The organism is Arthrobacter sp. Bi83, assembly GCF_918698095.1.
Taxonomy (GTDB): Bacteria; Actinomycetota; Actinomycetes; order Actinomycetales; family Micrococcaceae; genus Arthrobacter.
This window is the reverse complement of the sequence record NZ_CAKKLY010000001.1, coordinates 156,211-169,041: the sequence shown is the minus strand read 5'-3', so window position 1 is coordinate 169,041 and position 12,831 is coordinate 156,211. Positions and strand designations below refer to the sequence as shown.

Annotated in this window: 14 protein-coding genes, 5 tRNA genes and 1 riboswitch; of the genes, 14 read left to right on the top strand and 5 right to left on the bottom strand. The window is 66.1% G+C overall.

Translation table 11 applies throughout. From position 1 onward, the window contains the following. Positions 1-34: 34 nt before the first annotated feature. The 4 genes from LQ144_RS00805 to LQ144_RS00790 form a co-directional block, all read right to left on the bottom strand. A tRNA-Gly gene (locus LQ144_RS00805) sits at positions 35-107 on the bottom strand. Positions 108-163: 56 nt separating this feature from the next. After that, positions 164-238 (bottom strand) — tRNA-Val (locus LQ144_RS00800). Positions 239-276: 38 nt separating this feature from the next. Further along, positions 277-347, bottom strand: a tRNA-Cys gene (locus tag LQ144_RS00795). Between the two features lie 47 nt (positions 348-394). Beyond that, positions 395-467 (bottom strand) — tRNA-Gly (locus LQ144_RS00790). Between the two features lie 252 nt (positions 468-719). Between LQ144_RS00790 and LQ144_RS00785 the strand changes: the two genes are divergently transcribed. From LQ144_RS00785 to hisF, 14 genes are all read left to right on the top strand, one after another. Next, a tRNA-Val gene (locus LQ144_RS00785) sits at positions 720-791 on the top strand. Positions 792-890: 99 nt separating this feature from the next. Further along, on the top strand, positions 891-1,736 hold the full coding sequence (locus LQ144_RS00780; RefSeq protein ID WP_230116666.1) for a cytochrome: 846 nt from the start codon (positions 891-893) through the stop codon (positions 1,734-1,736). 175 nt (positions 1,737-1,911) lie between these two features. After that, on the top strand, positions 1,912-2,514 hold the full coding sequence (gene def / locus LQ144_RS00775; protein WP_230116665.1) for a peptide deformylase: 603 nt from the start codon (positions 1,912-1,914) through the stop codon (positions 2,512-2,514). Then, positions 2,511-3,431, top strand: coding sequence for a methionyl-tRNA formyltransferase (fmt, locus tag LQ144_RS00770; protein ID WP_230116664.1), 921 nt, complete (start codon positions 2,511-2,513; stop codon positions 3,429-3,431). Before def ends, fmt begins: the two co-directional genes overlap by 4 nt. Further along, the gene (locus LQ144_RS00765; RefSeq protein WP_230116663.1) at positions 3,428-5,020 is read left to right on the top strand and encodes a transcription antitermination factor NusB; all 1,593 of its coding nucleotides are present in this window, start codon (positions 3,428-3,430) and stop codon (positions 5,018-5,020) included. The genes fmt and LQ144_RS00765 overlap by 4 nt, the downstream gene beginning before the upstream one ends. A 41-nt stretch (positions 5,021-5,061) precedes the next feature. After that, a complete protein-coding gene (rpe, locus tag LQ144_RS00760) occupies positions 5,062-5,718 on the top strand; it encodes a ribulose-phosphate 3-epimerase (protein WP_230116662.1) in 657 nt (218 codons plus the stop codon). A gap of 155 nt (positions 5,719-5,873) precedes the next feature. Next, a riboswitch (FMN riboswitch) is annotated at positions 5,874-6,020 on the top strand. Between the two features lie 184 nt (positions 6,021-6,204). Further along, positions 6,205-7,320, top strand: a complete 1,116-nt coding sequence (ribD, locus tag LQ144_RS00755) for a bifunctional diaminohydroxyphosphoribosylaminopyrimidine deaminase/5-amino-6-(5-phosphoribosylamino)uracil reductase RibD (RefSeq protein ID WP_230116783.1) — start codon at positions 6,205-6,207, stop codon at positions 7,318-7,320. Next, positions 7,320-7,958 carry a riboflavin synthase gene (locus tag LQ144_RS00750; protein ID WP_230116661.1) on the top strand — a complete coding sequence of 213 codons (639 nt, stop codon included), beginning with the start codon at positions 7,320-7,322 and terminating at the stop codon, positions 7,956-7,958. The genes ribD and LQ144_RS00750 overlap by 1 nt, the downstream gene beginning before the upstream one ends. Continuing rightward, positions 7,955-8,665, top strand: coding sequence for a 3,4-dihydroxy-2-butanone-4-phosphate synthase (ribB, locus tag LQ144_RS00745; protein WP_230116660.1), 711 nt, complete (start codon positions 7,955-7,957; stop codon positions 8,663-8,665). The genes LQ144_RS00750 and ribB overlap by 4 nt, the downstream gene beginning before the upstream one ends. Continuing rightward, positions 8,662-9,363, top strand: a complete 702-nt coding sequence (gene ribA, locus LQ144_RS00740; protein WP_230116659.1) for a GTP cyclohydrolase II — start codon at positions 8,662-8,664, stop codon at positions 9,361-9,363. The genes ribB and ribA overlap by 4 nt, the downstream gene beginning before the upstream one ends. 16 nt (positions 9,364-9,379) lie before the next feature. Beyond that, positions 9,380-9,862: a 6,7-dimethyl-8-ribityllumazine synthase gene (ribH, locus tag LQ144_RS00735; RefSeq protein ID WP_230116658.1), complete on the top strand. Its 483-nt coding sequence runs from the start codon at positions 9,380-9,382 to the stop codon at positions 9,860-9,862. A gap of 130 nt (positions 9,863-9,992) precedes the next feature. Beyond that, positions 9,993-10,256 (top strand): phosphoribosyl-ATP diphosphatase, encoded by a 264-nt coding sequence (locus LQ144_RS00730; RefSeq protein ID WP_230116657.1) that lies wholly within the window; start codon positions 9,993-9,995, stop codon positions 10,254-10,256. 59 nt (positions 10,257-10,315) lie between these two features. Beyond that, positions 10,316-11,176, top strand: a complete 861-nt coding sequence (hisG, locus tag LQ144_RS00725) for an ATP phosphoribosyltransferase (protein WP_230116656.1) — start codon at positions 10,316-10,318, stop codon at positions 11,174-11,176. 60 nt (positions 11,177-11,236) lie between these two features. Further along, entirely contained in the window at positions 11,237-12,013 is a 777-nt protein-coding gene (hisF, locus tag LQ144_RS00720) for an imidazole glycerol phosphate synthase subunit HisF (protein ID WP_230116655.1), read from the top strand. 104 nt (positions 12,014-12,117) lie between these two features. Here hisF and LQ144_RS00715 read toward each other — a convergent pair whose 3' ends face one another. Next, positions 12,118-12,762, bottom strand: coding sequence for a TIGR03085 family metal-binding protein (locus tag LQ144_RS00715; RefSeq protein WP_230116654.1), 645 nt, complete (start codon positions 12,760-12,762; stop codon positions 12,118-12,120). Positions 12,763-12,831 lie beyond the last annotated feature (69 nt).

The window sequence follows — 12,831 nt, the reverse complement described above, 5'->3', positions numbered from 1 at the left end:
AAATCCTGGGTTCGAATCCGAAAGGATTCCAGAGAGCGGACGACGAGATTCGAACTCGCGACATCCACCTTGGCAAGGTGGTGCTCTACCAGCTGAGCTACGTCCGCGCATGAAGTACGTCCCGGCAGGCCGGGCGTTCAACAACGAGCAAGTTTCCTTGCTCTGGTGGGCGATACTGGGATCGAACCAGTGACCTCTTCCGTGTCAGGGAAGCGCGCTACCGCTGCGCCAATCGCCCATTGAATCCGGTTAGACCGGAAACCATGGTTTTCACCGAGGTGGGTACGGGATTCGAACCCGTGTATACGGCTTTGCAGGCCGCTGCCTCGCCTCTCGGCCAACCCACCGTGTAAGCATCGATTCTTAAGAATCATTGCCGTGACAGTGTCCTGCGAGCGGACGACGAGATTCGAACTCGCGACATCCACCTTGGCAAGGTGGTGCTCTACCAGCTGAGCTACGTCCGCATTTCGGAGCTTCGATTCCTTGCCTTGAGCGGCATTTCCTCGCGTTCCAACGAGTAAAAACTCTATAGGAGGTTCAGGGAATCTCCAAATCGACCTCCCCGACGCTGGCGCAGACCCCCGTACTTCCTTGAATTCTAGGCGAATTCTTGAATTACAGAGGTGTAATTCAAGCGTCTCTGTTGGGTCGCTGTACGCCGCCGCCCACCCGATTTCCGTAAACCCCGCATCGTGGGCTAGCATTCAAATGCATCGGGGCGATTGGCGCAGTGGTAGCGCGCTTCGTTCACACCGAAGAGGTCACTGGTTCGAACCCAGTATCGCCCACCGATGAATGGTCCGTTCCGCCCAGGGAAATCAATCTGGGCGGGACGGACTTTTCTGTTTCCCGACTTAACTGTCAGCCCCCTGTGAAAGAGTCTCGCCATGACTGATCCACTTCTCGCCCACGCCACGGAATACGGCCGGATGTACGCGCGCTCCACCACGGAAGCGTTCTCGGTGCCCTCCATCACCACAGTCATCGGCCAGCAGCCCCATGGGCTGGACGGCTGGTTTGGCTACATGGGCGCCAGCAGCCTCGCCAAGGATCCCTCCCTTCCCGAGATCCTGGGCAGTCCGGCCAAGGTCCGGCAGGCGGTGAACCGCGCGGCCAAGGCCGCAGAAACGTACCGTGACGACGCAGCCCGGCGCGGCGACCGGGTGCACAACTACTGCGAACAGGTGGCGCTCCGTGCCTTGGGCAAGCCCCACCGGATGCAGGAAACCCGCGAGGCACTGGCGTCCAATGGCGAAGAAGCCTTCGCTGCCCGCTTTGATGAGTGGTGGGAGCTGTTCCGCGTGGAGCCCGTGGCGCCGGAGATCACGGTTTGGAACGCGACGGTTGGGTACGCCGGAACGCTGGACCTCGTGGCCAAGATCAACGGACGGACCTGCCTCATTGACTACAAGACCAAGGGGACCACGCGGGACGGCCAGGTCAAGCCGCTGGATGACAAGGTGGTCATGCAGCTCGTCGCCGGAATGAAGGCGGAGGAAAGCCTGGTGGACGCAGAGGCGGGGGAGTGGGAACCCTGGCGGCACGGTGAGGCTCCGGTACTGCTGGCAGTCGCCATCGGTGAGACGGAGGTGCGCCCCGTCCGGGCGAATCCCGAGGTGCTGCGGCACCACTGGTGGAAGTTCTGCGCGCTTCGGCGCGTCTGGGAAATGTCCGCCGACACCCTCAGCGCCGGGCCTGCACTGCTGCCGGTGGCGCCGCCGGTGTTTGCCTGACCGGTGTTTACCTGATCCATGCTGGCATGAGCACGGAGTTCACCACGGGCGCATTTCAGCACGCCTAGCACTGTTCATCCACGTCAGCAGCCGTAACCACCAGGGGTGCCGGCGGGGCGGCAGCAACTAAACTGGTCTGGATCCGTTACCGTCCACCGTGAGGAAATGACTGCAGATGGCAATTCTGAATATCCGTATCATCGGCGATCCCGTGCTCCGCACGGTCGCCGACCCTGTCACGGAATTCGGGCCCGAGCTGGCAAGGCTCGTTGCCGATATGACCGAAACCATGGAGGACGTGGAAGGTGCAGGCCTCGCCGCGCCGCAGATCGGCGTCAGCCTCAGGGTTTTCACTTACCGGATCGGCGGGCTCGAAGGTCATGTCATCAACCCCGTGCTGGAAAACAGCGAGGACTTCCAACCCGACGAAGTGGAAGGCTGCCTCTCCATTCCCGGGTTGGGCTTCCCCGTCCGCCGCCACCGTGCCACCCGGGTCACCGGCGTGGACCTGCACGGGAACCCCGTCGCGGTCGATGCGGAAGGGATGCTCGCCCGCTGTTTCCAGCACGAAACCGACCATCTTGACGGCATACTTTTTACGGACCGCCTCGAAGGCGAGGACCGCAAGGCTGCGCTCCGCTCCATCCGCAACGCCAACTACGACTCCATCACCGAACGGACGACGGCGAAGCGCGCCAAAACGGTCGGCTCCAGTTTCGGGGGCGGCAGCTTCGGAGCCGGAACGTCCGGTGCCGGCAGCTTCGGCGCCGCCGGATGAAGGTCCTCTTCGCGGGAACACCGGCAGTAGCCGTCCCGTCGCTGAATGCGCTGGTAGACGCCGGGTTCGACGTCGTTGCGGTGCTGACACGGCCGGATGCGCCGATAGGCCGCAAACGCGTGCTCACGCCGTCACCCGTCGCAGCGCGCGCCGCAGAGTTGGGCATTGAAATCATTCACGCTGCCAAGGTTGATGCCGAGGTCACCGCCAGGATTGCTGCCGTCCGCCCTGATGTGGCGGCCATCGTCGCTTACGGCGGCCTGGTGCCGCGAGCCGCACTGGATATTCCGCGCCACGGCTGGATCAACCTCCACTTCTCCCTGCTGCCGGCCTGGCGCGGCGCTGCGCCCGTGCAGCGCTCTGTCATCGCCGGGGACGACGTCACCGGGGCCGTCACCTTCCTTCTGGAGGAGGGGCTGGACACCGGCCCCGTGTTCGGGACGCTCACCGAAGCGGTCCGTCCGGATGACACCGCGGGAGCACTGCTGGACAGGCTGTCCCACAGCGGCGCCGTGTTGCTGACCCAGACGCTCTCCGCGGTGGATGCCGGGAAGGCCGTGGCCCTCCCGCAGCAGGGCCAGGTTTCGCTGGCTCCCAAGCTTGGACTCGATGACGGCCGGCTGCACTGGCAGCAGCCTGCCCTTGCCGTCGGGAGGCGGGCGCGCGGGGTCACCCCGGAGCCCGGCGCCTGGACCACCCTGGACGGCCAGCGGCTGAAACTCGAACCCGTGCTGCTGCGCCCCGAGGCTCCGGCGCTGGAGCCCGGGGCACTGGCGCTCAACGGGAAGAGCGTGCTGGTGGGAACCGGCTCGCACCCGGTCGAGCTGACCCGGGTCCAGCCTGCGGGCAAGAAAATGATGACCGCCGCTGACTGGGCGCGCGGACAGGCTTCACTTGAAAGCGTGGTGTTCGAATGAGCGAGTCCGGGACAAGCGGCAGCGGCCGTGGAAAAGGCCCCCAGCGTGCAGGACAGGGCGGCCAGGGCGGCGTCCAGCGGGGCCGGGACGGCAGTCTCCGGAACGCCCAGGGCAGGGAACGGAACCGCGGCCCGCAACGCAATTACACCGAGAATGCACCGTCCCAGCGCACCCGGCGCGCTGATCCGGCCCGGCTGGTGGCCTTTGAAGTGCTGCGCGCGGTTGCCTCCGAGGACGCCTACGCCAACCTCGTGCTGCCGTCGAGGATCCGGCACCACGGGCTGGACAAGCGCGACGCCGGCTTCGCCACCGAACTGAGCTACGGCGCGCTGCGTGGCCAGGGCACCTACGACGCCGTTCTGGCACGCTGCGTGGACCGGCCCCTGGACCAGCTGGACCCGGCTGTCCTGGATGCCCTGCGCATCGGCACGCACCAGTTGCTGGCCATGCGCGTTCCCGCCCATGCGGCGCTGGACCAGACGGTGGGGCTGGCCCGCGCAGTGATCGGCGCCGGTCCGTCCACCCTGATCAATGCCGTGCTGCGCAAGGTCTCAGCCCGGACTTTGGAGGAATGGCTGGAAGTCCTGCTCAGCGACGAGCAGGACGCCACCAAGGTAGCCTCTGTCCGCTACGCCCACCCGGAATGGATCGTGCGTGCGTTCAGGCAGTCTCTCGTGGCGCATGGCCGACCGGTCACCGAAATCAACGACCTCCTTGAGGCGGACAATGCTGCCCCTGTGGTCAATCTGGTAGCGCTGCCCGGACTGGGCAGCCTGGACGAGGCCCTCGAAAACGGCGCTGCACCGGGCGAACTCGTCGAAGGCTCCGCGCTTTCCAGCGGCGGGGACCTCGGCCGGCTCTCCTCGGTACGGGAAGGAACCACACGCGTCCAGGACGTCGGCTCGCAGCTGGTCGCCCGCGCACTGGCTGCCGTGGACCTTGGCGGTACTGACCTTGGCAGCCCTGCCGCGATCAGCGTGGCGGGGGAGGGCGAAGCCTGGCTGGACCTGTGCGCCGGCCCCGGCGGCAAGGCTGCACTGCTCGGCGCCCTGGCCAACGAGCGTGGCGCCACCCTCCTGGCCAACGAACCCGCACCCCACCGCGCCAAACTGGTCCGGCAGGCGCTGGCCGCCGTCCCCAACGACATCTGGCACGTCCGGACCGGCGACGGCAGGGAAGTAGGCAGCGAGCAGCCGGAACGCTTTGACCGGGTGCTCGTGGACGTACCCTGCACCGGGCTCGGTGCCCTGCGCCGCAGGCCTGAGTCCCGGTGGCGGCGCACGCCCAAGGACCTGGTCGATCTCGGCCCCCTGCAGCGGGAACTGCTCAAATCGGCACTGGACGCCGTAAAGCCCGGCGGGGTGGTGGCCTATGTGACGTGCTCGCCGCACCCGGCCGAGACCACGGCGGTGGTCAGCGATGCACTCCGCAAGCGCGACGACCTCGAACTGCTGGACGCCGGAAACGCGCTCGATGCCGTGAGCCTGACCGGACATCTTGACGCGGGCCACGAACTCACGGCCCAGCTCTGGCCGCACATTCACCGCACAGATGCCATGTTCCTGGCCCTGATCCACAAGAAGCGCTGATCCACAACAAGCCCTGATTTGCCACCCGCGAAAGGACCCGCATGCCGCAGTGCTGCATCAACCCCAGCATCCTCTCCGCCGACTTCGTCAACCTTGAAGCCGAGTTGAAGAGAATCAGCAACGCTGATTCGGTGCACGTGGACGTGATGGACAACCACTTTGTCCCCAATCTGACCATCGGGCTGCCGGTGGTGCAGCGGATTCAGGCGGTCAGCCCGGTTCCCCTGGACGCGCACCTGATGATTTCGGACGCCGACCGCTGGGCGCCGGAATACGCGGATGCCGGCATCGCCTCCGTGACGTTCCATGCGGAGGCGTCCATCGCCCCGGTTAAGCTGGCGCGGGAGTTGCGCGCCCGCGGATCGAGAGCAGGCCTGGCACTGCGGCCGGCCACCGCGGTGGAACCCTACCTGGAGATGCTCCCGGAACTGGACATGCTGCTGATCATGACAGTGGAACCTGGATTCGGCGGCCAGGCTTTCCTGGACCTCACGCTTCCCAAGATCCGCCGCGCCCGCGCCGCCATCGAAGGCTCCGGCGTGAACGTTGCGCTCCAGGTTGACGGCGGCATCACCGAGGAGACGATCCTCCGTGCCGCTGAGGCCGGAGCGAACGTTTTCGTCGCGGGCTCGGCCGTCTACGGCGCCGCTGATCCGGCCGGGGCCATCGACCGCCTGCGAAAGGCCGGCTCGCTCTAGCTCGACGGTGTTCGACGGCTTTGGCCGGCGGGCCCGGACGGCAACGCGGTTCGGCGTGCGTCCACCGGGCGCTGCCGACGTTACGGATTCCGTGACGGTCCATGGCAGGGAATACCCGGAGCATGCTCCGGGTTGTGTCAGAATAGCAACACACAATACGTGCTCCGGGGTCGGTGTAAGTCCGAACCGGCGGTGACAGTCCGCGACCCGCGAGCCGGTTTTTCCTCGGAAAGCCCGGCGGACGGTTGAACTGGTGAAATTCCGGTACCGACAGTTAAAGTCTGGATGAGAGAAGCACGTACGGCTGTATCTGTGGCGTCTACTGACGCCGCAGCATTGCACTGTCGTATACCCCCGGAGCCATCGCGGTTCGAGAGGGAAGGAACGACACAGACGCATGGACATTCGTACCGTGTGGCCGGATCCGGCGGTTTCCACGTGAGCGGCCAGCCGATCCACGCTTTCAGCGCCGCCGAAACCGCCGCCATGGACATCGCCCTGGAAGCTGCCCTGCAGGGGCCGCGGGGCGCCAACCCCCTGGTGGGTGCCGTCGTCGTCGGCCCTGACGGCCGTCACCTGGTGACCGGCTACCACCGCGGGGCCGGAACGGCGCACGCCGAGGCCGACGCCATAGCGGCAGCGGTCAGCACAGGAGTGGATCTCAGCGGATCCACCATGGTGGTCACCCTGGAACCCTGCAACCATGTGGGACGCACGGGACCCTGCGCGCAGGCGATCATTGATGCCGGAATAGCGAATGTCGTGTACGCCGTCGACGACCCCCACGATCCAGCGGCCGGTGGGGCAGCCACCCTGCGCTCCGCAGGGGTCGGCGTGCGGAGCGGACTGGCAGCGGACCGCGCGCTGGAGCTGAACCGGCGCTGGTTCCAGGCTGTCGAGGCCAAGCGCCCCTTCGTGACACTGCACATCGCCCAGACGCTGGACAGCCGGATCGCTGCTGAAGACGGCACTAGCCAGTGGATCTCCAGCCCGGAGTCTCTGGCGGACAACCACGCCATCCGGCGCCGGATCGACGCCATCCTCGTCGGCACCCAGACAGTCCTCGTGGACAACCCGCGGCTCACGGCGAGGGATGCCAACGGCGATGCCTCCGGCGAACAGCCCCTGCGGGCCGTGATGGGTCTTCGCGACGTTCCCGACGACGCCGCCGTGCGCGGCGACGACGGCAAAATCCTCCATTTGCCCACCCGTGAGCCCGGCGAGGCACTGTCCCTGCTGTTTGCGGCAGGCGCGCGTCACGTCATGGTGGAGGGCGGATCCAAGATCCTGAGCGCCTTCCTGACGGATGGCCTGGTGGACGAACTGATCGTGTACCTGGCGCCCACGCTGCTCGGATCGGGAATCGCTGCGCTCAGCGGCCTCGGAATCGGCACCCTTGCCGATGCCCAGCGCTGGGAATGGGATGCAGCCTCCGGCGGAGCAGTCCAGAAGCTGGGCAGGGACCTTCGGCTGCACCTGCGTCCGGAAGGTCCGGCAGGACCGCATGCCACCCAAAGCCCTGCGCCGGCAGCGGCGCACTCCACGTCAACCAATTCACTACCTGCCCGCACAGCAGCGGGCACAGCCATGGGAGGCTACTGATGTTCACCGGAATTATTGCCGAGCAGGGGAAGGTCCTGTCCGTGGACCGTAATGGGGATGTGAGCGCAACGTTGCGCCTGCACGCCCCCGGCACCGCCGACGGTTTGCCGCTGGGCGGTTCGATCGCCGTCAACGGGGTCTGCCTCACCGCGACCGAGATTGACGGCAAGGACTTCAGCGTCGACGTCATGGGGGAGACCCTCATCCGCAGCACCATCGGCGAACTCACCGCGGGCGACGCCGTCAACCTTGAACGCTGCGTGCCGGCAGGCGGCCGCCTTGACGGCCATGTGGTCCAGGGCCATGTGGACGGGGTCGGCGAACTCCTCGAACGCGAGGCCCAAGGGAACTGGGAACGGCTCCGGTTCGGAGTGCCGCTGCGGCTGGCGCGCTACATCGCGGAGAAGGGATCCATCGCCATCGACGGCGTCTCCCTCACGGTCACGGCTGTCAGCCCGGCCCAGGAAACCGCTCCCTGGTTCGAGGTGGGCCTTATCCCGACCACCCTGGCCGATACCGGACTGGGCGCCAAGCCGGCCGGCGGAAAAGTGAACCTCGAAGTGGACGTACTGGCAAAGTACACCGAACGGCTGCTGGCGTTCAGCGGCACGGCAACGGTTACGGAGGACCAGAAGTGAGCGCGGCAAAACTCGATTCGGCTGCCACCGGCACGCTGACGCTTGATCCGATCGGGGACGCTGTCCGGGCAATGGCGGCCGGCCGGCCCGTGCTGGTGGTTGACAACGAGGACCGCGAAAACGAAGGCGACATCATCTTCGCGGCCCAGCACGCCACCCCGGCCCTGATGGGCTGGACCATCCGTTACAGCTCGGGCGTCATCTGTGTTCCGCTCGCGGGTCCCCGCGCGGATGCCCTGGACCTGCCGCCCATGGTGGAGGTCAACCAGGATGCGAAGGGCACCGCATACACGGTCTCCTGTGATGCCGCCGCCGGCGTCAGCACGGGCATCTCTGCCACGGACCGGGCGCTGACCGCCAGGGTCCTCGCGGACCCCGGCAGCCAACCGGAGTCGCTGACACGCCCCGGGCATATTTTCCCGCTGCGGGCCGTTAAGGGGGGAGTGCGTGAACGCCCCGGCCACACCGAAGCGGCCGTGGACTTGTGCCGGCTCGCCGGACTGGAGCCTGTGGGCGTGATCGCAGAAGTTGTGTACGACGACGGTGAAATGATGCGGCTGGATGGCCTGCGGGTTTTCGCCGCGGAACACGGTTGCCCCTTGATTTCGATCGAGGACCTCGTGGCATACCTTGAGGTAAACGACCGTGTATCTTCACAGGGGAGCAGTCCGGAAGCCAGTCCGGCCGGAGAAGGGGAAAGACGATGACCGCAACTCAAGCAGCGGAGACCAGTAGCAACGGCCGGGTGCCGCATCCGGTAAGCGGCGGTCCTGTGGTGCAGCTGCCCGGGGCGTTCGGGAACCTCGTGACGCAGGCCTGGACCGATCTGATCACTGGCGCGGAGCACCTCGCTGTGAGCTCTCCCAACCCTCCCAGGGACGGCAAGGCTCCCCTCGTCCGGCTGCACTCCGAATGCCTCACCGGCGACGTCTTCGGGTCCTACCGCTGCGACTGCGGCGAGCAGCTCGCCTATGCCCTGGAAATGATCGAGGCAAACGGCGGTACGCTCCTGTACCTGCGCGGCCAGGAGGGCCGCGGCATCGGACTGGCCAACAAGATCAAGGCTTACGCCCTGCAGGAGGCCGGCTTCGATACGGTCGAGGCCAATGAGCAGCTCGGGCTGCCCGTGGACGCCAGGTGCTACAACGCCGCAGCGCAGATCCTGGCCGAGATGGGACTCCACGAGATCAGGCTGCTGAGCAACAACCCGGACAAGCAGAACCGACTGGCCAAGGCCGGCGTCAAGGTGGTGGAGATGGTTCCCACCGAGGTGCCCTCACGGGAACAGAACATCCGCTACCTTCAGACCAAGAAGGACCGGATGGACCACATGCTCACCCTGGATGGGCAGGCCGCGACTGTACCTGGCAACGGCTCAGGCACTTTTGACCACGAACAAGACTGAAGGATCAACACCACCCATGAGCGGACACGGCGCACCACAGATCGACCTCACCACCCTCAACCCGGCGGAAACCTCGCAGCTGAAGCTGGCCATCGTGGCCGCCAGCTGGCACACCCAGATCATGGACGGACTCTTGGACGGCGCGCTCCGCGCAGCCAAGGACGCGGGCATCAGCGAACCCACCGTTCTCCGGGTGCCCGGCAGCTTTGAGCTTCCCGTAGCCGCAGCGCGGCTGGCACCGCATTTTGACGCCGTCGTTGCCCTCGGCGTCGTCATCCGCGGCGGAACGCCCCACTTCGACTACGTCTGCCAGGCGGCGACGTCAGGGCTCACCGACGTCAGCGTCACCACCGGCGTTCCGGTCGGGTTCGGCGTGCTGACCTGCGACACCGAGGAGCAGGGCCTGGACCGGGCGGGACTGCCGGACTCCTCGGAGGACAAGGGCCACGAGGCCGTCACAGCTGCGCTGACCACCGCGCTGCTGCTCAAGCAGTACTGAGTAACCGCAGGGCCAGTCGAGACAGCGGGGATGGGGCGGACGCACCCAGCGTGTGTATTCGCTCACATCCCCGCCGTCATGCAACGGCCCGACAGGCGGGGTCCGGCCCGGAGCAAGTAGTCTGGAGGGCGTGAAGAATTTCGAGACGCTGTTCGCAGAACTGAGTGAGAAGGCAGCCACCCGTCCGGAGGGCTCCCGCACCGTCGCCGAATTGGAGTCCGGAGTCCACGGCATTGGCAAGAAAGTCGTGGAGGAAGCCGCCGAAGTCTGGATGGCGGCAGAGTACGAGTCCGACGACGCCGCGGCCGATGAGATCTCGCAGCTCCTGTACCACCTGCAGGTCCTGATGCTGGCCAAGGGCCTGAGCCTGGAAGACGTTTACAAGCATCTGTAGCCGCGTCCGCGTGGCCCGCTTGCCTGAACTGAAAACTTCCAACCCCAGAAAGACCTACCATGCTGCGAGTAGCTGTACCCAATAAGGGATCCCTGTCCGAAGCCGCGTCTGCGATGCTCTCCGAGGCGGGCTACCGCCAGCGCCGCGATACCCGCGAGCTGGTCATGGTGGACCCTGACAACGAGATCGAATTCTTCTTCCTCCGCCCCCGGGACATCGCCGTGTACGTGGGCCAGGGAACGCTTGACGTCGGCATCACCGGCCGCGACCTCCTTCTGGACGCACAGGTGGAGGCAGAGGAACTGCTTCCGCTGGGATTCGCGGCGTCCACCTTCCGCTTCGCCGGTCCGGTAGGCGATTTCTCCGACGTGTCCGAACTCGAAGGCAAGCGGCTGGCCACTAGCTACGACGGCCTGCTGCGCGACTACCTGGCAGACCGCGGCATCAAGGCCAAAGTCGTCCGCCTCGACGGTGCCGTGGAATCCTCTGTCCGCCTCGGCGTGGCGGACGCGATCGCCGACGTCGTCGAAACCGGCAACACGCTCAAGGCCGCCGGCATGGAGATCTTCGGGGATCCCATTCTCAAGTCCGAAGCCGTCCTGATCCGCCGCACCGGGCAGGGAGGCGCCGCGAACGGCACCTCGAAAGAGATCGAGGTCCTGATCCGCCGCCTCCAGGGCGTCCTGGTGGCGCGCCAGTACGTGCTCATGGATTACGACATCCGCAAGGACCTCGTAGAGGAAGCCGCCGCGCTCACCCCCGGCCTCGAGTCGCCCACGGTCTCGCCGTTGCGTGATTCCGAGTGGGTTGCCGTCCGCTCCATGGTCCCCAAGAAGGAAACCAACCGGATCATGGACGAGCTGTACGACCTCGGCGCCCGCGCCATCCTGGTCAGCAGCATCCACGCCTGCCGCATCTGAGCCGCCTCCGCAAACGCGGGCCCTTCATTAACAGCATTCTGCAGGACAACAGGAGAAGTCATGGCTGTAGCCGTACGCGTCATTCCGTGCCTGGACGTTGATGCCGGCCGTGTGGTCAAGGGCATCAACTTCGAAGGACTCCGCGACGCCGGAGACCCCGTCGAACTGGCCCACCGCTACGACAACGCCGGCGCGGACGAGCTCACCTTCCTGGACGTGACGGCGTCGTCGGGCAACCGGGAAACGACGTTCGACGTCGTCCGGCGCACCGCAGAGGAAGTGTTCATCCCGCTCACCGTGGGCGGTGGCGTCCGCGGGGTTGCCGAAGTGGACAAGCTGCTCCGCTTCGGTGCGGACAAGGCGTCCATCAACACCGCTGCCGTGGCACGCCCCGACGTCATCGACGAAATCACCAAGCACTTTGGCTCCCAGGTGCTGGTGCTGTCCGTGGACGCACGGCGCACCCGCCCCGGATCCGAGCCCACGGCGTCGGGCTTTGAAGTCACCACCCACGGCGGCCGCCAAGGCACCGGAATCGACGCCGTCGCCTGGGCGACGGAAGCTGCCGACCGGGGAGTCGGGGAAATCCTGCTCAACTCGATCGACGCCGACGGCACGAAGGACGGCTTCGACCTCGAGCTGATCCGGCTCGTCAGGGCCGCCGTCAGGGTCCCCATCATCGCCTCCGGCGGTGCCGGCGAACCCGCGCACTTCCCGCCCGCCGTCGAGGCCGGTGCGGACGCCGTGCTGGCCGCCTCGATCTTCCACTGGGGCCCGGACGACATGATGTCGCAGGTCAAGGCGGCCATCCGCGAAGCCGGTTTCGAAGTCCGCTAGGAAAGCCGGCAGACCAGCTGGTTGAGCCTGTCGAAACCAGACTTTTGACACCTGATTTCGGCAGGCTTAATCAGCGGTGGTTCGACAGGCTAACTCGGTGACACTTACAGCCCGACTTCGGCTGACTGAAGAAGCGCGACGGCGTCCGGCTGGCCCTCGAAGGTCACCAGAGCATGGCGGGTGCGGCCGTGGGCGTGCATCAGCAGTTCGCCGGGCTCGCCGACGATGGCTACGGAGACCGGCGCGCGTTTCGCGACATGCCGGGGGCCGGAGGGCCGGACGAGAACGATGCCGAGGTCCACGCCGCGGTAAAGGATGGCAGCCCGCTTGATGAGTTCATCCCACAGGGCCTCTGAATACTCCTCGTCGAGGGCACGCGGTGCCCAGCGGTCCACGGCACGCCGAATGTCCTCCGTGTGGACGAAGTATTCGATCAGGTTGGAGCTTTCGTCCAGCGCCTTGATCTTCATCGGCGACAAAGCAGGCGGTCCGGCGCGGAACGAGTTCACCAGTTTGCTGTAATCGTCGGCCGTCTTGAGCTTCGAAGCCAGCTTGGCCGTGGCTTTGTCGGAAGCCCTGGACAGGCCCTTGATGATCAGGCCGAGGCCCACAGCGGCCTTCCGCTCGCGCAGATACAGGTGTGCTGCCAGGTCCCTGGTCTTCCAGCCACGGCAAAGCGTGGGGGACTCAGGGCCGGCCGCCAGCAGGGTTTCGGCCAGGACTTCTCGGGACGGGTCGACGAAATGCATCACTTGTGAAACTAGCACGTCGCCGGGGCAGTTGCGCAGCGAATCGATTCGCCAATTTGTGCTGTTCTT

Bases quoted from the DNA above. Each gene is read 5' to 3' on its own strand.
- fmt (WP_230116664.1), top strand. From the start codon at position 2,511: ATGAAGGTCCTCTTCGCGGGAACACCGGCAGTAGCCGTCCCGTCGCTG.
- hisG (WP_230116656.1), top strand. From the start codon at position 10,316: ATGCTGCGAGTAGCTGTACCCAATAAGGGATCCCTGTCCGAAGCCGCG.
- LQ144_RS00750 (WP_230116661.1), top strand. From the start codon at position 7,320: ATGTTCACCGGAATTATTGCCGAGCAGGGGAAGGTCCTGTCCGTGGAC.
- LQ144_RS00780 (WP_230116666.1), top strand. From the start codon at position 891: ATGACTGATCCACTTCTCGCCCACGCCACGGAATACGGCCGGATGTAC.
- LQ144_RS00715 (WP_230116654.1), bottom strand. From the start codon at position 12,762: ATGCATTTCGTCGACCCGTCCCGAGAAGTCCTGGCCGAAACCCTGCTG.
- LQ144_RS00765 (WP_230116663.1), top strand. From the start codon at position 3,428: ATGAGCGAGTCCGGGACAAGCGGCAGCGGCCGTGGAAAAGGCCCCCAG.
- rpe (WP_230116662.1), top strand. From the start codon at position 5,062: ATGCCGCAGTGCTGCATCAACCCCAGCATCCTCTCCGCCGACTTCGTC.
- ribA (WP_230116659.1), top strand. From the start codon at position 8,662: ATGACCGCAACTCAAGCAGCGGAGACCAGTAGCAACGGCCGGGTGCCG.
- ribD (WP_230116783.1), top strand. From the start codon at position 6,205: ATGGACATCGCCCTGGAAGCTGCCCTGCAGGGGCCGCGGGGCGCCAAC.
- hisF (WP_230116655.1), top strand. From the start codon at position 11,237: ATGGCTGTAGCCGTACGCGTCATTCCGTGCCTGGACGTTGATGCCGGC.
- def (WP_230116665.1), top strand. From the start codon at position 1,912: ATGGCAATTCTGAATATCCGTATCATCGGCGATCCCGTGCTCCGCACG.
- ribH (WP_230116658.1), top strand. From the start codon at position 9,380: ATGAGCGGACACGGCGCACCACAGATCGACCTCACCACCCTCAACCCG.